The organism is Kutzneria sp. NPDC051319 (assembly GCF_040682195.1).
Lineage (GTDB): Bacteria > Actinomycetota > Actinomycetes > Mycobacteriales > Pseudonocardiaceae > Kutzneria.
Genome location: NZ_JBFBAM010000004.1, coordinates 178,989 through 200,258, shown reverse-complemented (window position 1 = coordinate 200,258; position 21,270 = coordinate 178,989). Strand labels below are relative to the sequence as shown.

Here is a 21,270-nt window from a genome sequence, read left to right as displayed (position 1 = left end):
GCATGGCCGACTTCTGGACAGACGCCGACAAGCACCTCGTCCGCTACGCGGGCCGGGCCGACTTCACCCGCGAGATCATCGCCCGCGCCGAGGGCAGCTACGTGTTCACCGAGGACGGCCGCAAGATCCTGGACTTCACGTCCGGGCAGATGAGCGCCATCCTCGGCCACTCGCACCCGGAGATCGTGGCCACCGTGCACCGCCAGGCGGCCACGCTGGACCACCTGTTCAGCGGCATGCTCAGCCGCCCGGTCGTGGACCTGGCCCGCCGCCTCGCCGAGACCCTGCCGGCCCCACTGGAGAAGGTCCTGCTGCTGACCACCGGGGCCGAGTCCAACGAGGCGGCGATCCGGATGGCCAAGCTGGTCACCGGCGGCCACGAGATCGTGTCCTTCGCCCGCTCCTGGCACGGCATGACCCAGGCCGCCGCCGGCGCCACCTACAGCGCCGGCCGCAAGGGCTACGGCCCGACCGCGCCCGGCAACTTCGCCCTTCCGGCGCCGGGCGCGGACTGGCAGCAGCAGCTGGACTTCGGCTTCGAGATGATCGACGCCCAGTCGACCGGCAACCTCGCGGCCTGCATCGTGGAGCCGATCCTCAGCTCCGGCGGCGTGATCGAGCCGCCGCTCGGCTATTTCGCCGCCCTGCACCAGAAGTGTCGCGAGCGGGGCATGCTGCTCATTCTCGACGAAGCCCAGACCGGCTTGTGCCGCACCGGTTCCTGGTACGCGTTCGAGCGGGACGGCATCGTGCCGGACATCCTCACCCTGTCCAAGACGCTCGGCGCCGGCCTGCCCCTGGCCGCGGTCGTGACCACCGCGGAGATCGAGCAGGAGGCCCATGATCGCGGCTACCTGTTCTTCACCACCCACGTCTCCGACCCACTGCCCGCCGCCGTCGGCAACACCGTCCTGGACGTCCTCGTCCGCGACCGCCTCGACGAACGGGCCCAACAGCTCGGCGCCGTCCTCCGTCAAGGCCTGAAGGAGGTCGCCGCTTCGCACGAGGTCGTCACCGACGTTCGCGGCCGCGGCCTGCTGGCCGGCCTGGAGTTGATCTCCGACGACCTCGGTCAGCGGGTCACCCGCCGCTGCCTGAACTGGGGCTGCACATGAACATCGTGCAGCTGCCGGGCATGGGCGGCGTCTTCCGCATCGCCCCCGCCCTGACCGCCTCCGACGAGGACATCGCGCTGGGGTTGACCATCCTCGACCAGGCCATCGGCGACGCGGTCAAGGCCTGATCAGCGTGGCGAAGGCGGCCAGGACGAGCTGACGTACTGGCCCGGCCGTGGGCGATGAGGACCGCCCACCACAGCAGCACGCCGGTGGCGAGCGCGCGCCGGTCAGAGTTGGCGGCTAGCGGCCCAGGGGCGCTCGACACGCCCCCAGGCCGCATTTCAGGCCGCAACGCACAGCGGCCGACCCTCGCGCAGCGGCAATTCCCCGCCCCGCCAACGGTTGCGCAGCAGCCGGTCGTGCGAGACGACGACAACCGCACCGGAGTAGTCGGCCAGCGCGGCCTCCATCTCCTCCACCAGCGTCAGCGACAGGTGGTTGGTCGGCTCGTCCAGCAGCAGCACATCCACCTCCTGCACCAACAATCTCGCCAGCGCCAGCCGGCGCTGCTGCCCGATGGACAGCGAGCCCACCGGCGTGCGCAGGTCGGACTCGGCGAACAGGCCCAGCGACATCAGCCGCTCCGCGTGCTCGTCGGCGGTGCCGACCCGGCCCTGGGCGAACGTCGCCAGCACGCCGCGTTCCGGGTGCCGGACCGTGTTCTCCTGTGGCAGGTAACCGATCCGGCCGTTGGGGGTCACCGTGCCGGTGTCCGGTCGCAGCTCGCCGGACAGCACGGCCAGCAGCGTGGACTTGCCCGCCCCGTTCGGCCCCGAGACGAACAGCCGCTCACCGGCCGACACCGTGAGGTGATCGACCGCCAGTCGGCCGGCGACATGGACGTCGGACAGCTCGATCACCGCGCCCTCGGCCACGCCGCCGGACAGCGGTGCGTTGAGCCGCAACGGATCCGGTGGCTTCGGCACCGGCTCGGCCCGCAGCCGGTCGAGGCGTTCGGCCGCGCTGCGCACCCGAGTGTAGATGCTGGCCTGCACTCGCTGGCCGTCCCCGTTGTACTTGCACTTGTTGTGGTCCTTCATCGCACGGCCGGGTGCGACGCGATACGCCGTGGTCGCGCCCCACTGCGTCCAGTGCTCGATCTCCCCGGCCCACTCGGCGTACTGCTGCTCCCAGCGCTGCCGGGCGGCCCGCTTCTCGTCGAGATAGCCGGCGTATCCGTTGCCGTAGCGGGTGATCGCGCGGCGGTCGCCGTCCACCTCGATGATCGCGGTGGCCACCCGTTCCAGCAGCAGCCGGTCGTGGGTGACCACGACCAGCGTGCCCCGGTGGGCCCGCAGCCGGTCCTCCAGCCAGCTCAGCGCCTGCGCGTCGAGATGGTTGGTGGGCTCGTCGAGCAGCAGCAGCTCCGGCTCGGCCGACAGCACGCCGGCCAGCGCCAGCCGGGCCTGCTGGCCGCCAGAGATCGTCCCCAGTGGACGGTCGCGATCGAGATGGCCGATGCCCAGCGCGGACATCGCCGCCGCCACCTTGGCGTCGGCCCGGTAGCCGTCGCGGATCTCCAGCGCCGTGAGCAGATCCCCGTACGCCGCGAGGCCACCCTCATCCAGGGTCTGCTCGGCCTCGTGGATTTTCCTTTGCAGTTCTCGGACCTCGGTCAGGGCGGCGTCGATCGCGTCTCCGACGGTGGCCGTCGGCGACAGGTCGAGCACCTGCCCGAGGTGCCCGACCCCGCCCGGCGCCTCGACGATGATCTCCCCGTCGTCCGGCCGCTCCTGGCCGGCGATCAGCCGGAGCAGCGTGGACTTGCCGGATCCGTTGTCGCCGACGACACCCACACGTTCCCCCGGACGGACCGTCGCGGAGACCGCGTCGAGCACACGCCGGTGGGCAAAGGACTTGCTGACGTTCCGAATGGTGAGCTGAGCTGACAAGGCGGCCTCCTGAGTTCGATGTGGACGGTCGGACGTGGCCTGCGACGCGCGATCACCGCACGGCCCTCCTTCTCTCAGGTGTTATGCGACCTTGCCGTCGGCGAGCACCAGTTCGGCGCCCTGCCATGTCTTGCGCAGCCACCGGTCGTGCGACGCGATGACCACCGCTCCTGGCGCCGACCGCAGCGCCTGCTCCAGTTCCTCGGCCAGGCCGAGGGACAGGTGGTTGGTCGGCTCGTCCAGCAGCAGCACCTCCGGCGGCCGGGCGATCAGCACCGCCAGCGCCAGCCGCCGCCGCTGCCCGATCGACAGCTGCCCCACCGGCCGGTCCAGATCCCTCCCGGCCAGCAGACCCAGTTGGGACAACGCGACCGCTTGCTCTCCGGCCGCCGCCGCGTAGATCTGGCGCGGCGTCTTCGTCTGGTCTGCGAAGGCAACGTCCTGCTCCAGCAGGCCGATCCTCACGCCACGGGCTCGGTGCACCACGCCGTTGGCCGGAGTCAGCTTGCCCGCCAACACTTTCAGCAACGTGGACTTGCCGGCCCCGTTGCCGCCCCGCACCATCAGCCGGGCCGAGGTCGTGACGTCCAACTCGTCCAGCTGCAGCCGGCCCGGCAGCTGCACGTGTCGCAGCGACACGGCCAGCTGGTCCGGCAGCGTGTTGCCGGTCAGGTCCGCCTTGAACCGCAACGGTTGCGGCGGCCGCCGGACCTGCGCCCTGGTCAGCTCGTCCAGCCGCTGCTGGGCGTTGCGGACCCGGCGGGAGATCTGCTTCTGCACCCGCCCGCCGTGCCGGTCGTAGGCGGTCTTGTTGTTGTCCTTCATCGCCCGGTGGTGGTTCACCTGGCGCGCGGTGACGTTCACCGATTCCTTGAGCTCGGCCAGCTCCGTCTGCTCCTGGTCGTACTGCTGCTCCCAGCGGGCCCGCTCGGCCCGCTTGGCCGCCAGGTAGTCGGTGTAGGCGCCGCCGAAGCGGGTCGCCCCGCCGCGGGCCGGGTCCAGGTCGAGGATGTCCGTGCACACCGCGTCCAGGAAGACACGATCGTGCGAGGCCACCACCACCGTGCCCGGCAGCTTGGTCAGCTGCTGCTCCAGGAACGTCACCGCCTCGTCGTCGAGGTGGTTGGTCGGCTCGTCCAGCAGCATCACCCGGGGCTGCCGGATCAGCAGCGCGGCCAGGCCCAGCCGGGACCGCTGCCCGCCGGAGAACTGCGCCAGCCGCCGGCTCGGGTCCACTTCGGACAGTCCGAGCCCGGCCAGCACCAGCTCCGCGCGGCGGTCCGCGTCCCACAGGTCGTGGTCCTGCGCCCACTCCAGCACATCGCCGTACTCGGCCAGGACTTCGTCGTCCTCGGGGTCGCGGGTCATCCGCTCACCCAGCTCGTCCAGCCGCCGCCGGGCCGCCCTGATGTCGGCCAGCGCGTCGTCGATGACGTGCCGCACCGTGTCGTCCGGGCCGAAAGGCAGTTCCTGCAACAGGAATCCACAGTCCGGCGGCCGGCTGACCGTGCCGGCGTCGGGCTCTTCGTCGCCCGCGAGCAGGCGCAGCAGGGTGGACTTGCCCACGCCGTTGTCGCCGACCAGGCCGAGCCGCTGGCCCGGGGATGCCGTCAGTCCGACGCCGTCGAGAACGCGCCGGTCACCATAGGTTTTGACCAGGTCATGGGCGTGCAGAAAGGAAATATTTGACATGCGACACCTACCGCGGAAGGAACGGGATGCGGAAAGCCCGCCGGGCCGTCGGCGACTCTCAGGTCGCGGGCCGCGGACGCGGGCTGGGTGCGAAGTCAGTAAACCATGATGGCCACAGTCTGGCAGCGAAGCTCGTGTGCGTCAACAGTTTGTCTCGGAGCCGGCCTCGACTTCGGCTCTCAGCAGCCATTGAGCATGGTGGTCAGCGCCGTCCAGGTCGCACCGTCGTAGGGCCGAACCACTTGCCCGCCATGGCCACGCAGGCGCCGTTGGTGGTCACGCTCGTGCCGTCGCGCTTGAGCACGGTCTCGCAGGTGTCGCAGGTGCCCGGCGGTCGTGCAGGTCACCAGGGCGAGGGATAACGGGCGGCCGGTCTTGGCCATGGTCGGGCCGCTGCTCAACACGTGCGACCGTGCCTGTCGCCAGTTTTCGCCGCCCACCTGCCTCGCAGTCACCCTGTTGTCGCAGCGTCTTGCGTGGAGGTTGGCAGTGCCCGCGCCGGCCGGACACCAGCCAGCATCCGGGCAGGCCAGTGCCTGGCTTCTCTACGCCGTTTCTCCGAGCCCGTCGGAGAACACCGGCCTGGCGTTCACCATCTTCACCGTCCACCGACTGTGGTGGATCAATCGGTGGTGGGATCCGCACAGCAGCACCATATTGTCCAGACTCGTCGGTCCTCCGTTCGCCCACTCGACCACGTGGTGGGCGTGGCACCGCGCCGGTTCCGTCTGGCAGCCGGGGAACGCGCAGGTGCCGTCCCGCTCGATCAATGCCTTGCGGATCGCCTTCGGGGCCGTGCGCTGCTGCCGCCCCACATTCAGAATCTCTTTGCCGGCCCCGAGCACCAGCCGCATCACCGTACTGTCACAGGCGATCCGGCGGGCTTCCGCCGCGCTCATCACACCCCCACCCTCGACCTTCGCCACACCCGTGTTGTCCATGAAATCCTGGAACGACATCGACAACGTCAGATGCGGCCGCTCACCGCCCTGCTCCGGCAAGCCTTCACTGCGGGAGGCCAGCTCGATGATCTCCACGAACGCATCCCCCTGCCGCTCCGCCGTCGTGCGCGGATCCTTGCCCGAGGTCGGCTTGGCCAGCGCACTGAGCATCGCCGCGATCTTCGCCCCGTACTCCTGGTCGAGCATTCCCCAGAACACCATGCTGCCGTCCAGCTTGCGTTCGAAGCGGAACTCCCGCTTCGGCTCCCGCAACTCCCGGTCGTCCGGCGCCTTGCCGTCCTGGTCGAGGTGGAACAGGATCCGCTGCGCGATGTTCTTGAACTCGCCCTCGTCGAACTGGACGTTCTCCAACAACGACGCCTCAACCCGGTCCCGCTCGACCGCCGGCGCTATCCGCAACGTCTCATGGATGACCTTCAGATGCTCCCGGTCCAACACCCCGCCGCGACCCGCCTCACGGATCGCCTCGCTGTGGAACAATTCCGCGTATCGAAGCCGTTCACGGGCTTCCCTGATGGTGAGCCGCCAGCGGATCACCATTGTCGACACGATCGAGGTCCGGTCCTCCTTCGACCTGCACGACCGGTCCCACACCTCCCACACCCGCTCCAACTGCTGGATGTAAAGCGCCCGATACAGGCTCTCGGCTTCCTCGCCGGCTTGCCACAGCTCCAGTTCGCCGTGCTGCCACCCTTCGGTGTCGGCAGGGAATTCAGGATTCGCTGACATACCCCCATTCTACTACCCTTCTGTGATCGACTTCCGTTACACACCAACCTATACACGATCGTGCGGCCTGCAATCCCTTCGCTGGAAAACGCTTTCCAACTTCCCGTGCAACACCTCCCTCACCATGATCGGACCCCCACCCTTCGGCCCGTCCCAAGCCTTCTGTAAACGCACTCACCCACCAAATCGATGCCGCGCAACGCAACCCGCTCACCCACTCACCGAGCGCCCCCTCGCTCCAGCACCGCATGCCGAAGAGAGAATGATTGTTGTGCAAGCAGAGACGGCAACCGCGCGGTGCGGACGCCCGACGCACCACCACGGTTCAGAAGCCACCAACAGCCGAGGAAACGGCAACTACAAGGAGCCGCCGCCGGCCATCAAACAACGAGATCGCTCGTCGCCATACCTGGCAACCAACCGACGGGCAACCGCGCGGTGTGGACACCCGAAGCACCGCCACTCAAGAATCGACACCCCACATGAACCAGCCGCTAGTTCCTCAGCGGGGCCTGGATGGTGCGGCCGTTGTTGAGGGTGGCCCGGACGTAGTTGGTGGAGGGCTGGCTGCTGTCCTCGGCGATGTTGTCGCGGACGATGAAGGTGCCGTCGCCGACCACGCCGGGGGAGACGGAGTTGTCGGGGCCGAGGAGGTCGATGGTGGCGACGTCGTGGGTGGCGATGCCGAAGTGGATGTGTTCCTTGGCGTAGTTCATGGAGGTGAGGTAGTCGAAGGGGCGGTCGGGGGTGAGCTGGGAGTAGAGGTCGGTGTCCTCGGGGGCACCGCCGATGAGGCCGGTGCCGTGGCCGTTCTCGATGGTGCAGGCGGCGGCGGTGCGATTGGTGCGGATGACGAGGAAGCCGAGCTGGGGGGAGAGGTCGAAGCGGGCGCCGGCGCGCCAGGCGGTGGGGTCGGGCATGTTCTTGCCGCTGCGGACGCATTCGCGGACGAGGGGGGACTGGCCGGAGGCGACCTCGGCGTCGTGGCCACGGAGCTGGGTGAAGGCGACGGCGACGGCGGCGGCGAGCACGACGACGGAGGCGGCGACGGCGAAGGGGGCGCGCAGGGAACGGCTCCGGGTGGCGAGCTGAGGCTCGATCTGCTCGGACCAGAGGCGGTCACGCAAGGCCTCGGGCATCTGACGCCGCTCCGGAAGCTCGGGAGTCTCGTTCATCGGCCCTCCTCCTCAAGACCCATGCCGCCCAGCAGGCCACGCAGGCGGCTGCGGGCCCGGGAGACCCGAGCCCGCACACTGACTTCGGCGATGCCGAGCACCTCGGCGGTCTCGGCGGTGGACAGCTCGCCGAGCAGGCAGAGCTCGACGGCCTGGCGCTCGCCCTTGGGCAGCTTGTCGACGGCGTCGAGCACGACCCGGAGCCGGCGGTCGGCGTCGATCTGGGCGGCGACCTCGTCGGCGTGGTCGCGGGCGGTGTCGTTGAGCGGGACCCGGGTCAGCACCCGCGAGAACCGGCCGGCGCGGCGGAACTCGTGGCGGGCCAGGTTGCTGGCCACGGTGTACAGCCACGGCCGGGCGCTGGAGTTGACCAGGGTCATGTCGCCCAGCTTGCGCCACGCGGCGAGAAAGGTCGACGACGTGAGGTCCTCGGCGGTCGACCAGGAGCCGGTCAGCCGGTAGGCGTAGTTCCACACGGCCTCGGCGTGCCGCTGGTACAGCTCGCCGAAGGCCGCACGGTCACCGCGCGCCGCGCGCTCCCACAGCGTCTGGTCATCACACGGCGGCGGATCGCCCCAGTCAGGCGTCTCCACCAGTCGCACGTACTCTCCAGCCGTCGTCACACCGGGTATGTTCCCGGCCGGCCCGCCAGCGTTGCGTCAGTTCTCAACCGCATCGCCGCGCGGGACGAGACCCCCGGCCGCCCCCGAAGACGGCCGGAGTCTCATCCTAGCCGCGGAACGGGCCGGAAACGACGCCGCCGTTGGCGAGGGTCACTCGAATGTGGTTCGTGGTGGACGCGTTGCTGTTCTCGGCGTCCTTGGCCAGCACGGCGAAGGTGCCGTCCTTGACCACGGCGGCCGCCTCGGACTTGTTCGGGCCCACCAGGGTGACGCCGGTGACGTCGGTGGCGGCGATTCCGAAGTGGACGGACTGGTGCGCGTAGTTCATGGACGTCAGGTAGTCGAACGGACGCTGGGCGGTGAGCTTGCCGTAGCCGTGGTTGTCGATCACACCGCCCATCAGGCCGGTGCCCTTGCCGTCCTCGATCACGCACACGGCGGCGTTCTTGTCGTCGCGGATCACGAGGAAGCCGTGGTTGGCGTCGAGGTTGATCCGGGCGCCGGGGCGCCACGAGGCCTTGTTGGCCACGTCGCCGGCGGTGCCGAGGCAGTCCTGAGCGATCTTCGCGTCACCGGTGAGGGGGCTCTGCAGCGCCTGGGAACCGGCGGCCGGCGTGGGGGTCGAGCCCGGCACGGCGGCGAAGGCCATCGCGCCGCCCACGGCGAACACGCCGAGCGCGGCCGTCATGGCGAGGGTCATGGTCAGCTTGTTGGTCGTCATGCCCGGTGTGTTCCCGGCCGCCACGACAGCGTTGCGTGATGCGCGTCATGGTGGCGGGCCCGCGCGCCCGGTCAGCCCGAGACGAGGTCGAACTCGTTGCCCTCGGGATCGGTGAGGGTGATCCAGTGCGCGCCGAACTCCTCGAACTCGGCGCCCCTGGTCGCGCCGATCGACACCAGGCGCTCGGCCTCGGCGTCCAGGTCGGACGTCATCAGGTCGAGGTGCAGCCGGTTCTTCGCCGACTTTCCCTCCGGAACCGTGAAGAACATCATCCGAGGCGGACCGGGCTGCTCGTCCTGGACGCCGACGGAGGCGAAGGTGGCCGATCCGCCGGCGTCGACCTTGCGGTCGGTGACCCGGGCCCAGAACTCGGCCAGCTCGGCCGCGTCGCCGCAGTCGAAGGTGATCGCGTAGACGGTGCTGCTCATTGTGGTGCTCCTAATCGGTAAGAGAGGCGACGGGCCAGCAGACCTCGGTGCGGTGCCGCGACTCGTCGCCGGTGGTGATCAGATAGGTCTCCCGGATCGGGCCGTCGGCGCCGATCTCGCGCTGGGCCACGTACGTGCCCAGGGCGCTGTAGGTCTGGTCCAGCTCGCCGAACGGCCCCCGGTGCAGGGTGACGGCCAGGTCCGCGGCGGGGAGCAGGACGGCCTCGACGGCGCCGCGCCCGGCGGGATTGCCCAGGACCGGGACGTAGGCCAGCACGTCGCCGATGTCCTCGGCGAAGAACTCCTCGTGGTAGAGGCAGCCGTCCGGCCCGGCCCGGTGCTCGCCCACGGCCGCGTGCAGGCGGTCGAAGGCCTCGGCCCACCACTGCTCGCTGTCGTCCATCGAGATGCGGTCCCTGATGGCCAGGACCGGGACGGCCGGGACCGAGCGGCACTCGACTTCGATGGGCTGCGGCTGCCGCTCCAGCAGCAGCCGCAGCGAGCTCACCGCGGCCTGTGTCCGTTCCAGCTGCCGCTCCACCCGACGCAGATGGGCGGCGATCAGCTCGTTGCGCGCCGTGACGTCCGGGGCGGCCAGCACCGCCCCGACCTCGTCCAGCGGCATGCCCAGATCCCGGAACCGCCGGATCGCCTGCGCCGTTCCGGCCTGGCCCGGCTCGTACAGCCGGTACCCCGTGCCGGGGTCGACCTCGGCCGGCACCAGCAGGCCGAGGTCGTGGTAGTGCCGCAGCGCCTTGACGCTGAGATAGGTCATCCGCGAGAAGTCGCCGATGGACAGGAGGACCGCCATGAACGCATCATCGGCCCTCCTGTTACAGGAGGGTCAAGGAGCTACCCGGACGGGTCAGACGATCGGGCCGTGCCGCTCGACCACCTCGGCGGTGGCGTCCCGGTCGAAGGCGTCGCGGCAGCGGCCGGGTCGTCGCGGGAGTCGGATATGGGGCCGGGCCGGCCCGAGGGCCAGGCCCGGCCGAGCGGAGTTCCGTCGAACGAGAAGGCCTACCAGGGCGGCCCGGACCGTGTGCTCATGCCCGTCCTGTTCCCGCTGGTCACGAAGGCGTTGCACGAGCAATGTCATTGAGGACAGAACCTGTCCGCAATGACGCCTAGGGTGGTGTCCATGGAGATCAGAATCGAGCTCGTGATCCTGCCGGTGTCCGATGTGGACCGGGCGCGGGACTTCTATGTCGACAAGATCGGCTTCACCCTCGACCACGACCACACGGTCAGCGACGAGATCCGCTTCGTGCAGCTGACCCCGCCCGGCTCGGCCTGCTCGATCGCCTTCGGCAAGGGCCTGACCACCGCCGAGCCCGGCACGGTGAAGGGGCTGCAGGCCGTGGTCGACGACGCCGACAAGGTCCGCGCCGAGCTGGTCTCGCGCGGCGCCGACGTCAGCGAGGTGGAGGACCTGGCCTGGGGCCGGTTCGTCCAGTTCGACGACCCGGACGGCAATCACTGGGCGTTGCAGCAGATCGTCAGGCCCAGCTGAGTAGTAACAATTGAAACAGGCGATTCGTCGTGTAGACAGGAATCTGTCTCGGCGAGCCGCCACGGCGAGGCGGACCACGAACCCCTGCCAACCGTGGAAGGCCAATGAAGACTCGCCACGTCACCAGACTTCTCGCCGTCGCGGCGGTGCTCGCCGCCGCCGCGATCGGCGCCCCGTCCGCCCAGGCGGCGACCGGAACGATCACGGGCATCGGCGGCAAATGCGTCGACGTCGCCGGCGGCGCCGGCGCCAACGGCACCCGGGTGCAGCTGTGGTCGTGCAACGGCGGCACGGCCCAGCAGTGGACCGCCGGCGACGACGGCACGATCCGGGCCCTGGGCAAGTGCCTGGACGTCTCCGGCGCGTCCACCCTCAACGGGGCCAAGGTGCAGATCTACGACTGCAACGGCACCGGCGCGCAGCGGTGGACGGCGTCGGGCGGCCGGCTGGTCAACGCCGGCTCGGGCAAGTGCCTCGACGCCACCGGCGTCAGCAGCGCCGACGGCACCCTGTTGCAGATCTGGACCTGCGGCGGCGGCGCCAACCAGCAGTGGACCCTGCCCACCACCGGCACCCCGCCGACCGGTGGCCCCTGCCCGAGCGGCCCCTTCGACAACCCGCTGCCCACGCCGAACCCGACCGCCACGAAGATCAAGGACGGCTACAACTTCCTTGAGGGCCCGGTCTGGGACGCCGCCAGCCAAACCCTGCTGCTGACCGACATGCACGACGGCGCCGGCGCGCAGAACGTGCAGCCGTCGGACATTCTCCGCTTCACGCCGGCCACCAGCGCCTTCGTCACCTTCGTCACCTTCGTCACCAACTCCGGCAGCAACGGCCTTTCCCTGAGCCGGGACGGAAAATCCGTCATCGCCGCCACCCACGACCAGCGCAGCGTGTCCGTCTACGACCTCGCGACCAAGCAGCGCAGCACCCTGGCCGCCAGCTACCAGGGCCACCAGTTCAACTCGCCCAACGACGTCACCGTCGGGGCCGACGGCACCGTGTACTTCACCGACCCCGACTTCCAGCGGGCCGACCGTCCGGACCAGATGTCGGGCCACACCGACGTCTTCCGCGTGCGCAACGGTGTGGTGTCACTGATCGACGACTCCATCAGCGAGCCCAACGGCATCGAGCTCTCGCCCGACGGCCGCACCCTGTACGTCGGCGGCAATGCCACCGGCAAGATCTACAAGTACCCGGTCAACGCCGACGGCAGCACCGGCGCCCGCAGCGACTTCGTGGCACTGGGCGGCACCGACGGCGGCACGGTCGACTGCGCCGGCAACGTCTACCAGGCCACCTTCGGCGACGGGAAGATCCACGTCTTCTCCCCGGCCGGCAAGGCTCTGGGCACCATCAGCGCCGGACAGAACACCACCAACGCCGCCTTCGGCGGTCCCGACGGCCACACCCTGTACATCACCTCCGGCAGCCCGTCGAGCGGCGGCGACACCGGAAACTACGGCCTGTACAGCATTCGCCTGAACGTCCCGGGCTGGCCGTACTGACCGACCGAGGCGAGTCCCGCTCTGCCGGAAACCGTATTTCGGTGTGCCGGAGAGCGGGACTCGCGGGGGTTCAGCAGGTGATGGTGCCGCGGCGCAGGGCGTGGCCGCCGTCGTTGCCGTCGTCGGACCAGTAGACGGGCTTGCTGCCGCTGACGCACTCGTCGGCGCCGGCGACGGAGAAGCCCTCGTTGTTGTAGTTGGACATGCCGCTGGGCCGGTTGTAGACGGCGGCGGGGGCGAAGGCCCCGGCGGCGTTGATCTTCATGGTGCGGTGCTGGCCGTCGCAGGTGTTGTCACACACGACCCACAGGCGCGAGGCCTGGGGCTCCCACTGGAGCTCCATGACGGCGCTCATGCCGCTGCTGACGGACGCGATCCGGGTGAAGGATCCGTTGTCCTGCAAGACATAGCCGTAGATCATGCCGGTACCCTCGACGCTGACGAAGAACACGCCGCCGGTGTGGCTGCCGTAGTGGCTCGGGGTGTAGGCGGAACCCGTTGAGGCGTCGGCGAAACCGGCGGCGGTGAGGGTGTCGTCGGAGATCCAGGTGATGCCCTCGAAACCGAGGTTGGGGTCGACCGGCGGCAGGTCCTTGGTGAGGTTCCACTCCCGGGTGGCGGTCAAGGAGGTGCCCGTTCCGCTGACGTCGTACCGAAGCACCGAGGTGCGGCTGGTGCCGGAGGCGTCGCCGTCGCGCTCGGTGGAGACGAAAACGCCGCCGGCGGAACCGGATCCGGTGAGGGTCACGCCTTCGTCATCGGGAGTGCCGGAGCCGTTGGTGTAGTGCACCGACTTGCCCTTGGACCAGCCGTTGGCGGTGTCCGGGGTCCAGTTCGACCCGTTGCGCACCAACCGCCACAGCTTGCCGGAGTTCTGTGCGGCCCACAGCACGCCGCCCTCCTGGTACAGGCCGCTGAGGTCCTCGCCGAAGACGTTGGCCGCGTCGGCCGTCGACACGGCGCCGCTGCCGGGCCAGGACACCGGGCCGGTGGTCGTGCCGCAACTGTTCGGCGCGCCAAGGGTCACGGCCGCCGACTTCAGCGCGCCCGCGCCGTCCGGGCACCGTGACCAGGACGGATCGGACTTCGTGCTCCAGCTGACGCTGTCCACCAGCGTGCTGCCGTCGGCCCGGTACAGGCGGGCCTTGTCGCTGTCCCCCAACCCGAACGCGCTGTGCACGTCGAACGCCTTCGCCGCGCCGGCGGCCAGGCTCGTTCCCGTGGCGATCTTGTACTTGGAGCTGTCCTTGTCGTCCTTGAGGATCCAGCCCGAGATGTCCACCGCAGCCGAGCCGGTGTTGTACAGCTCGATCGAGTCGTTGACGGAGCCGGTGGTCACGACCTCGTTGACGCGGACGGTGTCCGCGGCCGCGGCGTCGGCCGGCGCCGCACTCAGTGCGGCCGCCGCCAGCATCGGTCCGAATAACAGGACCAAGCCACGGCGTGTACGCGATTCGCTCACGAAACCTCTCCCAGGTAGAGGGCAATCGGCAGTCCCAGGTTCCCGGGACCGGCCGAATGTCCACAATCCTGTGAGTGGTTTTCTGCTGAACTACGGTCGAAATACTGGGGCGGAAGGGATCATTCGCCGGCCGGCGGCTGCCACAGCTCGAACTTGTTGCCCTCGATGTCGTGGGCCCAGCCGAAGCGGCCGTAGTCGGTGTCGCTGACCTCGTCGGACACGGTCACGCCGGCCGTGCGCAGCTGGGCCAGCATGGCGTCCAGGTCGGCCACCCGGTAGTTGACCATGGAGGACTGGGTGGGCTCGCCCAGGTGCTCGGCGTCGGCGTCGAAGATCGCCCACGTCGTCGAGCCGCCCGGGGTCCACGCGAACTGCTTGCCGCCCCACTCGCCCATGTCGACGCCGAGATGCTCGGCGTACCAGGCCCGCAGGGCCTCGCCGTCCCGCGCCCGAAGGAAAACCCCGCCGATGCCGGTGACTCTCTCCATCGGCGCAGTCTCCCCCACCGACCGCCCGTACGACAGGGTCGACGCGCCGTGATCCGGCCGCGCCCAGCCCCAGGCCGGCGCAGGGCGCCGCTGGCGATGAGAGGCGGATCGCTCGCGCTTTGATCACGCGACCAGGCGCAGCCAGGCGGTGGCCAGTGCGGCGTGGCCGGCCGGCGTGGGGTGGATGCCGTCGGCGGCCCAGTGCTCGGAACCGGTGCCGGCGGCCAGTTCGGCGAACATTCCGTCGGCCGCCAGGAGATGGGCGTCGTACCGGCGGGCCAATCGGCGTACGGCCTGGATCTTGGGATCGAGGTCGGCTCGCCACTCCTTGCGCTCCGCCTCGCCGATGAGCACGGAATTGCGGCCGGCGCGCATGACTCCGCCGGTCGGCAGCAGGAAAGGCTCGATGAGGACGAGCTCCGTGCCGGCCTCGGCCAACGGCGCGAGCAGGCGGTCGTAGCCGGCCTCGAAGTCCTCCACGGGAATCTTGTGCCCGTCGGGATCCAAGGTGTGCCAGCCCATGTCGTTGACCCCGACCAGGATGGACACGACATCCGGCCGGGCGGCGAGAACGTCGGCGGCCCAACGGTTTTCGAGGTCGGCCACGCGGTTGCCACGGTAGCCGCTGTTCAGCCACGTCACGGGCCGGTCCGGGTGCCGCAGCCCCCACTCGCCGGCGATGCGCAGCGGGTAGCCGTAGCCGAGGCTCTCCTCGGTCTCCAGTCGAAAGCAGTCGGTGATCGAGTCACCGGTGAACATGACCGTGCAGCCGGCGCGAAGGGTGATCGTCATGGGAGTGTTCCTGACTTCAGGCGGAGACAAGGACTTCGGACGAGATCGGCAGTGGGCCGCTACGGAAGAGCAGGCCGGCCACCAAGGCGCTGCCGAGGAAGACGGCGGCGGCGATCCAGAACACGAGGTGGTAGCCGGCCAGAGTGGCCGCGGCGGTGGCCCCCGGGTGCGCCGAGAGGCACTGGCCGATTGCCGTCGTGGCAAGGGAACTGAAGACGGCGGTGCCGATGGAGCCGCCGATCTGCTGGGCGGTGGTCACGAGGGCGGAGGCCACGCCGGCGTCGTGCGAGCGAACTCCGCTGGTCGCCGCGTTCTGCACCGGGCCGAAGATCAGCCCGAAGCCGATGCCGGTGACGAGCAGGGCCGGCAGGACGGATCCGGCGTAGGTGGAGTAGGTCCCGATGCCGGTCAGCAGGGCCATGCCGATGGCCGCGAGCACGCAGCCGATCGGGACCAGCGGCCGGGGTCCGGTGCGGGGCAACAGAACCGCCCCGGAGAAGACCGCTCCGAGCATCACCGAGCCGATCATCGGGAGGAACGCGAAACCTGTCTCCAACGGCGTGTATCCCAGCGTGTTGGCCAGGTAGTAGGTGAGGAACAGGAACACCGCGAACATCCCGGTCCCGGAGATCGCGAGCGACAGGTACGCGGCCCCGCGGACGCGGTCCAGGACAACTCGCAGCGGCAGCAACGGAAACTCGGTCCGGCGTTCGATCAGCACGAAGGCGACGAGGAGCAGCGCGCCCACGACCACCGGGCCGAACGTGCGAACGTCCTGCCAGCCGTGGGCCTCGGCGGTGCCCAGGCCGTAGACGATGCCGATCAGGCCGAGCACCACGGCGATGGTGCCGGCGAGGTCGGGCCGACGCCGCTCCGGCCGATCGCCGTCGCGCAGAAACACCATCCCACCGACAAAAGCGACCGCTGCGATGATCAGGTTGACGTAGAGGCACCACCGCCACGACAGCCCCTGGGTGAGGACGCCGCCGAGCAGCAGACCGAGGGCCCCGCCGGCGCCGGAGATCGCGCCGAAGATCCCGAACGCCCGACCGCGTTCCTTGGCGTCGTCGGCGAAAGTGACCGACAGCAGCGACAACGCCGCCGGCGCGAGCATCGCGGCGAACACGCCCTGGCCGATGCGGGCGGCCAACAGCATCGAGAAGTCCCCGGCCGCGCCGCCGAAGGCCGAGGCGACCGCGAATCCGCCGACGCCGATCAGGAACAGCCGCTTGCGTCCGAAGAAGTCCGACAGCCGGCCGCCGAGCAGCAGCAGGCTGCCGAACGCGAGCGCGTAGCCGGTCAGCACCCACTGCCGGTAGTCGGCGGGAAAGCCCAGATCCCGTTGCGCCGTGGGCAAAGCGATGTTCACGATGGTCGAGTCGAGGATGTCCATCAGCTGGGCGAGGCTGAGAACCACGAGGGCGAGCCAGCGGTTCATGGCAGCAGCACCAGCTTTCCTCGCACCAGGCCGGCCTCGCCGACGCGATGCGCCTGGGCCACCTCGGTCAGCGGAAACGTCCGGCCGACGGGCAGGGTGAACCGGCCGGACTCGATCAGTTCGCCGATCTGGCCGAGCACGTGCAGCGCACGGCCGGAATCGCCTCGGCTGAACCGAACGCCATGCCGTTGCGCGCCGGAGAAGTCGGCGATGGTGATCACGTGCTCCGCGCCGGCGGTGAGGCCGATGAGCTCCGGCAACACGCCGCTGCCGGCCACATCGAGCGCGAGGTCGACGCCGCCGAGCGCGCGGACCCGCTCCGCCATGCCGTCGCCGTAGGCAATGGGTTCGGCCCCGAGCGAGCGCAGCAAGTCATGGCTGACCGGGCTGCCGGTGCCGATCACGCGGGCGCCGCGAACGACGGCCAGCTGCACGGCGGCGCTGCCGACGCTGCCGGAGGCGCCGTTGACCAGCACCGTGACGCCGTTCTCGACGCCCAGCTGGTCGAGGGCCCGCGCCGCCGTCTCGATGGCGGCCGGCAGGGCGGCGGCCTCGGCGAAGCCGAGGGTCGGCGGCATGGGGGCGTAGTGGGACAGCACCGTCAGCTCGGCCTGGGCGCCGCTCATAACCGAGAACCCGAACACGGCGTCCCCGACCGCGACGGCCGAGACGCCCTCGCCGAGCTCGTCGACGATGCCGGCCGCCTCGTGGCCCAGGGTCTGCGGCAGCTCCTGGTCCATCAGGCCCTGGCGCTTCTTCCAGTCGCTCGCGTTGACGCCGGCCGCCCGCACGCGGATCCGGACCTGGCCGGGACCCGGGTGCGGATCGGGCAGGTCCACGATCTGGAGCACCTCGGGACCCCCGAACCGGCTGAACTCGACCGCCTTCATGCAGTTGCTCCCTTCGGCGCCCGGTCCGTCCGGGCAGGGGCAACACTGGCGGGGTCCGCTCACACGGCGCGGGCACGGGGCTCACACCGGCCGAGCCCCGATGTGAGGCGTGCGCGAAGATCGGGGCATGAACGGGCTTCGGGTCACGCTGCTCGGCGCCTTTCGGGCGTCGCGCAGCGGCGTCGACCTGCCCGTTCCCGGCGCCCGGTTGCAGGGTCTGGTCGTGCGGCTGGCGCTGGCCGGCGGGCGCGCGGTCGAGCCGAGCGTGCTGATCGACGCGATCTGGGCCGAGGATCCGCCGGCCGACCCGCCGCACGCGCTCCAGGCCCTGGTCTCCCGGTTGCGCCGGACCCTCGGCTCCGCCGATGACGTCACGCAGGTCGCGGGCGGTTATCGGCTGGCCGTGGAGGACGTGGACGCGCTGCGGTTCGAGCAGCTCGCGGCTGACGGCCGTGAGCGCCTGCGCGCCGGGGCCCACGACGCCGCTGACGTGCTGGGCGAGGCCGCAAAGCTGTGGGGCGACAGCCCCGGCGTCGAGCCCGCGACGGTCGCCGCGGTGGCACCGGCCGCCGCGACCCGGCTGGCCCAGGTGTCGATCGAGGCCGTCGCCGACCTCGCCGGCGCCGAGTTGGCGCTGGGTCGGGCCGACGCGGCCGCGACCCGGCTGACCGCGTTGCTGGCCGACCATCCCCTGCACGAGCGCGCCGCCGCGTTGCTCATGGACGCCCTGGCCGCCCAGGGACGGCAGGCCGAGGCCCTCGCTTCGTACGAGCGAATCCGCGAAGCCCTGGCCGACGAGCTCGGCACCGACCCCGGGGCCGCCCTGCGCGAGCGGCACCTGCGGCTGCTGCGGGCCGAGCCGGTCGTGCCGACCGCTCCGAGCAACCTGCCCGCGCCGCTGACCAGCTTCATCGGCCGTGAGGACGACCTGGCCCGGATTGACGCACTGCTCGCTGCCGGACGGCTGGTCACCGTGCTTGGGCCGGGCGGCGCCGGCAAGACCCGCCTGGCCGTGGAGGCCGCTCGCCGGCGCGAGGGCGCTTGGATGATCGACCTCTCCTCGGTGACCGAGCCGGCCAAGGTCGGTGCGGCGCTGTTGGCGGCGATCGGGCTGCGCGGCACGGCGTTGTTCGAAGGCACGCCGCGTAGCGAGTTGGACGTGCTGGTCGAGCAGTTGAGTGGGCGGGAAAGCCTGCTGCTGGTGGACAACTGCGAGCATCTGATCGACGCCGTGGCCCATCTGCTCTCGGCGTTGTTGGCTCGCTGCGCGGGGCTGCGGGTGCTGGCCACCAGCCGGGAGTCGCTGTCCATCGACGGCGAGGCGCTGGTTCCGCTCGGGCCGCTCCCCCTGCCTGCGCCGGCCGCCGACGTCGAGCAAGCCCGGCGGACCGCGTCGGTACGGCTGTTCACCGAGCGGGCGGCGGCCGTGCGGCCCGGGTTCGCCCTGGACGAGCACAACCTAGGCGAGGTGCTGCGCATCGTCCGCGACCTCGACGGCCTGCCGCTGGCGTTGGAACTTGCCGCGGCTCGACTGCGCACGCTCACGCTGGCCGACCTCGCCGCCGGGCTGTCGGACCGGTTCCGTCTGCTGACCACCGGCAGCCGGACCGCCTTCCCACGGCATCGCACGCTGCGTGCGGTCATCGCGTGGAGCTGGGACCTGCTGGACGAGGATGCGCGGTTCGTCGCGGAGCGGATTTCCGTGCTGCCGGGCGGAATCACGCCAGCCTCGGCCGCCGCGGTCTGCGCCATGGGCGACGTCCGTGAGCAGCTCGCGGACCTGGTCGACCGGTCGTTGCTCCAGCTCAACCCGGACACGGGCCGGTACCGGATGCTGGAGACGATCCGGGAGTACGGGCAGGAGAACCTGGGCCCCGAGGTGCGGGACCGGGCCGCCCGGTACTTCGTCGAGCTGGTCGCCCGCAACGATCCGCTGCTGCGTGGCCCCGATCAGCTCGAAGCCCTTCGAGTACTGCGGGCCGAGTACGACAACGTGCTCGCCGCGCTGCGTCACCTCTGCGACATCGCCGACGCCGACGGCGCGGTCGGGCTCGCGGTGAATCTGGCTTGGTACTGGCAGATGTTCGGCCGCGACAGCGACGCCGCATACTGGCTGGGGCAGGCGGTCGCGGTGCCGACCGAGCGTCCGAGCGACGTCGCCGAGGGGATGCTGCTCCACGCCACCGCCACCCCGAGCGCGCTGGCCAACGACCTGGTCAACGACCGGCGCGAGAACCTGCGTGCCCTCACCGACCGGCTGCTGGGCCATCCCGGGCTGCCGGGCTTCGGCGGCGCGCTGACCGTGCTGCGGCTGGCCTTTCTGGAGGACACCGAGGCGTCTCGGGCGGTCATCCAGGGCGTGATCGACGGCCCGGACGGGTGGCTCGCCGGGCTGGCCCGCTTGTTCCGGGCGCGGGCCGAGGAGAACGACGGCCGGCTCGACCGGGTGCGCGAGGACGTGGCCGCCGCCCTGGACCGCTTCACCGAGGCCGGCGACCGATGGGGGTTGGCCAGCGCCCTGCCGATGCGGGCCCTGCTGCGCCAGTACGACGGCGATCTCGACGGGGCGCTGGCCGATCTGACCGAGGCCAAGCGCCTCGCCCGTGAATTCGGGTCGCTCAGCCTCAGCGACGAGATCTTCATCGACCTCCGCCTGATCGACCTGCACCTGCGGCTCGGGCACACCACACGGGCGACCGAGCTGATCGCCGCCACCCGGGACCACGCGGCCGGCTCGGCCTTCACCGCGATCCTGCTCGACACCCGGGAGGCCGGTTTCCGGGTGCGGCTCGGAGAACTGGCGCTGGCGGGCGAACTGGTCGCCTCCGCCGAGGCCCGCTTGTCCGCACAGCACGCATTCGACCGCGACCACGGGCAGGCGTTGGTCAGCACCGTCCGGGCCCAGCTCCGCCTCGCCCTCGGCGACCTCCCGGGCGCTTCTGAGGCCGTGCTGAGGGCTTACGCCGCCGCCGTCGGCGCCATGGACATGCCTGTCGTCGCCACGGTCGCCGTCACCGTCGCCGGCCTCGCGGCGTCGTCCGGGCAGTTCCTCGACGTCGCCACCATCCTCGGCGCCGCCGCCCGCCTGCGCGGTGCCCACGACCCCACCGATCCCCAGGTCAACGCCCTGACGCGCCAGGCTCAGGACGCCCTCGGCTCGGGTTTCGCCGAGGCCTACGACAGCGGCTGGCGCTTGGACACCGCCGGGGCCTTGGCCGTCAGCCGGCCCCGATAGCGCGGAAAGCGGCGTCCAGGGCGCTGATCAGCGGGCGTGGGTCGCGGTGGATGTGGGACAGGGCGGTGCCGCCCTGCATGGCGCCGAGCAGGATCAACGCAGTCTCCGAGGGGTCGCGGTCGGCGGGGACCTGACCGGCCTGTTGGGCCCGTGCGACCAAGGCGGCGATGGCGGCCTGCCAGCGGGCGAAGAGGTCGGCGTAGAGCAGGCGCAGGGGCTCGATCTCGCCGACCTGGCCGGCGAAGGAGCCGAGTGGGCAGCCGCCGAAGCCGGCGCGTTCGTTGGCGGTCAGGAGATCGGCCCGCCACCGGCCGAGGTCGGCGCATGAGTCGTCGGCCAAGGACGGCTGGGCTCTGAGCACTACGGCCAGCTGGTGTTCCAGCACGGCGGCGCACAGGTCGCCCTTGCTGTCGAAGTGCTGGTACAGCTGGGATTTCCCGGTGCCGCTGGCCCTGAGGACGTCGCCCAGCGCGGTCGCGGCCATGCCTCGCTCGTGCATCAGCTTCGCCGCGGCCGCGACCAGTCCGTCCCTGGTTCGCTGCCCCTTTGACGTGACCGCCATGCCGCACCTCCGATTCGAATGTACCGTACGGTCTAT

At 70.6% G+C, this 21,270-nt stretch carries 18 protein-coding genes and 1 pseudogene; 5 read left to right on the top strand and 14 right to left on the bottom strand.

Annotated elements, in window-relative coordinates; genetic code table 11:
- Positions 1–2 precede the first annotated feature (2 nt).
- Positions 3–1,243: pseudogene (locus AB0M73_RS05735) on the top strand (aspartate aminotransferase family protein).
- Between the two features lie 156 nt (positions 1,244–1,399).
- Here the strand turns inward: AB0M73_RS05735 and abc-f are convergent.
- The 8 genes from abc-f to AB0M73_RS05695 form a co-directional block, all read right to left on the bottom strand.
- Complete coding sequence (gene abc-f / locus AB0M73_RS05730; protein ID WP_363887292.1) at positions 1,400–3,010, bottom strand: ribosomal protection-like ABC-F family protein; 1,611 nt, start codon at positions 3,008–3,010, stop codon at positions 1,400–1,402.
- An 81-nt stretch (positions 3,011–3,091) separates the two neighbouring features.
- Positions 3,092–4,702 (bottom strand): ABC-F family ATP-binding cassette domain-containing protein, encoded by a 1,611-nt coding sequence (locus tag AB0M73_RS05725; RefSeq protein WP_363887290.1) that lies wholly within the window; start codon positions 4,700–4,702, stop codon positions 3,092–3,094.
- 545 nt (positions 4,703–5,247) lie between these two features.
- Positions 5,248–6,393 (bottom strand): DUF222 domain-containing protein, encoded by a 1,146-nt coding sequence (locus tag AB0M73_RS05720; protein WP_363887288.1) that lies wholly within the window; start codon positions 6,391–6,393, stop codon positions 5,248–5,250.
- Positions 6,394–6,887: 494 nt separating this feature from the next.
- Positions 6,888–7,568: a hypothetical protein gene (locus AB0M73_RS05715; protein ID WP_363887285.1), complete on the bottom strand. Its 681-nt coding sequence runs from the start codon at positions 7,566–7,568 to the stop codon at positions 6,888–6,890.
- Positions 7,565–8,170: an RNA polymerase sigma factor gene (locus AB0M73_RS05710; RefSeq protein WP_043718685.1), complete on the bottom strand. Its 606-nt coding sequence runs from the start codon at positions 8,168–8,170 to the stop codon at positions 7,565–7,567. The genes AB0M73_RS05715 and AB0M73_RS05710 overlap by 4 nt, the downstream gene beginning before the upstream one ends.
- Positions 8,171–8,297: 127 nt before the next feature.
- Complete coding sequence (locus tag AB0M73_RS05705; protein ID WP_363887283.1) at positions 8,298–8,912, bottom strand: hypothetical protein; 615 nt, start codon at positions 8,910–8,912, stop codon at positions 8,298–8,300.
- Between the two features lie 71 nt (positions 8,913–8,983).
- Entirely contained in the window at positions 8,984–9,340 is a 357-nt protein-coding gene (locus tag AB0M73_RS05700) for a VOC family protein (protein ID WP_363887280.1), read from the bottom strand.
- Positions 9,341–9,350: 10 nt separating this feature from the next.
- Complete coding sequence (locus tag AB0M73_RS05695; protein WP_363887278.1) at positions 9,351–10,151, bottom strand: MerR family transcriptional regulator; 801 nt, start codon at positions 10,149–10,151, stop codon at positions 9,351–9,353.
- Positions 10,152–10,220: 69 nt separating this feature from the next.
- On the opposite strand from AB0M73_RS05695, the gene AB0M73_RS05690 reads away from it, so the two are divergent.
- The 3 genes from AB0M73_RS05690 (at position 10,221) to AB0M73_RS05680 (ending at position 12,367) form a co-directional block, all read left to right on the top strand.
- Positions 10,221–10,442: a hypothetical protein gene (locus AB0M73_RS05690; RefSeq protein WP_363887276.1), complete on the top strand. Its 222-nt coding sequence runs from the start codon at positions 10,221–10,223 to the stop codon at positions 10,440–10,442.
- Between the two features lie 39 nt (positions 10,443–10,481).
- Positions 10,482–10,853, top strand: coding sequence for a glyoxalase superfamily protein (locus tag AB0M73_RS05685; RefSeq protein ID WP_363887273.1), 372 nt, complete (start codon positions 10,482–10,484; stop codon positions 10,851–10,853).
- Between the two features lie 104 nt (positions 10,854–10,957).
- On the top strand, positions 10,958–12,367 hold the full coding sequence (locus AB0M73_RS05680) for an SMP-30/gluconolactonase/LRE family protein (RefSeq protein WP_363887271.1): 1,410 nt from the start codon (positions 10,958–10,960) through the stop codon (positions 12,365–12,367).
- A gap of 70 nt (positions 12,368–12,437) precedes the next feature.
- Here the strand turns inward: AB0M73_RS05680 and AB0M73_RS05675 are convergent, their stop codons facing one another.
- From AB0M73_RS05675 to AB0M73_RS05655, 5 genes are all read right to left on the bottom strand, one after another.
- Positions 12,438–13,802 carry a lamin tail domain-containing protein gene (locus AB0M73_RS05675; RefSeq protein WP_363887269.1) on the bottom strand — a complete coding sequence of 455 codons (1,365 nt, stop codon included), beginning with the start codon at positions 13,800–13,802 and terminating at the stop codon, positions 12,438–12,440.
- 146 nt (positions 13,803–13,948) lie between these two features.
- The gene (locus AB0M73_RS05670; RefSeq protein ID WP_363887266.1) at positions 13,949–14,317 is read right to left on the bottom strand and encodes a VOC family protein; all 369 of its coding nucleotides are present in this window, start codon (positions 14,315–14,317) and stop codon (positions 13,949–13,951) included.
- Positions 14,318–14,440: 123 nt separating this feature from the next.
- Positions 14,441–15,109, bottom strand: coding sequence for an SGNH/GDSL hydrolase family protein (locus AB0M73_RS05665; protein WP_363887264.1), 669 nt, complete (start codon positions 15,107–15,109; stop codon positions 14,441–14,443).
- 16 nt (positions 15,110–15,125) lie between these two features.
- Positions 15,126–16,547, bottom strand: coding sequence for a DHA2 family efflux MFS transporter permease subunit (locus tag AB0M73_RS05660; protein WP_363887261.1), 1,422 nt, complete (start codon positions 16,545–16,547; stop codon positions 15,126–15,128).
- A complete protein-coding gene (locus AB0M73_RS05655) occupies positions 16,544–17,437 on the bottom strand; it encodes an NADP-dependent oxidoreductase (RefSeq protein ID WP_363887258.1) in 894 nt (297 codons plus the stop codon). Before AB0M73_RS05655 ends, AB0M73_RS05660 begins: the two co-directional genes overlap by 4 nt.
- Positions 17,438–17,564: 127 nt before the next feature.
- Here AB0M73_RS05655 and AB0M73_RS05650 point away from each other — a divergent pair, with 127 nt between their 5' ends.
- Positions 17,565–20,672, top strand: coding sequence for a BTAD domain-containing putative transcriptional regulator (locus AB0M73_RS05650; protein WP_363887257.1), 3,108 nt, complete (start codon positions 17,565–17,567; stop codon positions 20,670–20,672).
- Here AB0M73_RS05650 and AB0M73_RS05645 read toward each other — a convergent pair.
- Entirely contained in the window at positions 20,656–21,234 is a 579-nt protein-coding gene (locus AB0M73_RS05645; protein ID WP_363887254.1) for a TetR/AcrR family transcriptional regulator, read from the bottom strand. The two genes, AB0M73_RS05650 and AB0M73_RS05645, sit on opposite strands and share 17 nt — an antisense overlap.
- Positions 21,235–21,270 lie beyond the last annotated feature (36 nt).

Excerpts from the sequence above, each read along its gene's own strand:
- AB0M73_RS05650 (WP_363887257.1), top strand. The coding sequence starts at position 17,565 with ATGAACGGGCTTCGGGTCACGCTGCTCGGCGCCTTTCGGGCGTCGCGC.
- AB0M73_RS05725 (WP_363887290.1), bottom strand. The coding sequence starts at position 4,702 with ATGTCAAATATTTCCTTTCTGCACGCCCATGACCTGGTCAAAACCTAT.
- AB0M73_RS05655 (WP_363887258.1), bottom strand. The coding sequence starts at position 17,437 with ATGAAGGCGGTCGAGTTCAGCCGGTTCGGGGGTCCCGAGGTGCTCCAG.
- AB0M73_RS05685 (WP_363887273.1), top strand. The coding sequence starts at position 10,482 with ATGGAGATCAGAATCGAGCTCGTGATCCTGCCGGTGTCCGATGTGGAC.
- AB0M73_RS05680 (WP_363887271.1), top strand. The coding sequence starts at position 10,958 with ATGAAGACTCGCCACGTCACCAGACTTCTCGCCGTCGCGGCGGTGCTC.
- AB0M73_RS05700 (WP_363887280.1), bottom strand. The coding sequence starts at position 9,340 with ATGAGCAGCACCGTCTACGCGATCACCTTCGACTGCGGCGACGCGGCC.
- AB0M73_RS05705 (WP_363887283.1), bottom strand. The coding sequence starts at position 8,912 with ATGACGACCAACAAGCTGACCATGACCCTCGCCATGACGGCCGCGCTC.
- AB0M73_RS05645 (WP_363887254.1), bottom strand. The coding sequence starts at position 21,234 with ATGGCGGTCACGTCAAAGGGGCAGCGAACCAGGGACGGACTGGTCGCG.
- AB0M73_RS05715 (WP_363887285.1), bottom strand. The coding sequence starts at position 7,568 with ATGAACGAGACTCCCGAGCTTCCGGAGCGGCGTCAGATGCCCGAGGCC.
- AB0M73_RS05695 (WP_363887278.1), bottom strand. The coding sequence starts at position 10,151 with ATGGCGGTCCTCCTGTCCATCGGCGACTTCTCGCGGATGACCTATCTC.
- AB0M73_RS05670 (WP_363887266.1), bottom strand. The coding sequence starts at position 14,317 with ATGGAGAGAGTCACCGGCATCGGCGGGGTTTTCCTTCGGGCGCGGGAC.
- AB0M73_RS05665 (WP_363887264.1), bottom strand. The coding sequence starts at position 15,109 with ATGACGATCACCCTTCGCGCCGGCTGCACGGTCATGTTCACCGGTGAC.
- AB0M73_RS05720 (WP_363887288.1), bottom strand. The coding sequence starts at position 6,393 with ATGTCAGCGAATCCTGAATTCCCTGCCGACACCGAAGGGTGGCAGCAC.
- AB0M73_RS05660 (WP_363887261.1), bottom strand. The coding sequence starts at position 16,547 with ATGAACCGCTGGCTCGCCCTCGTGGTTCTCAGCCTCGCCCAGCTGATG.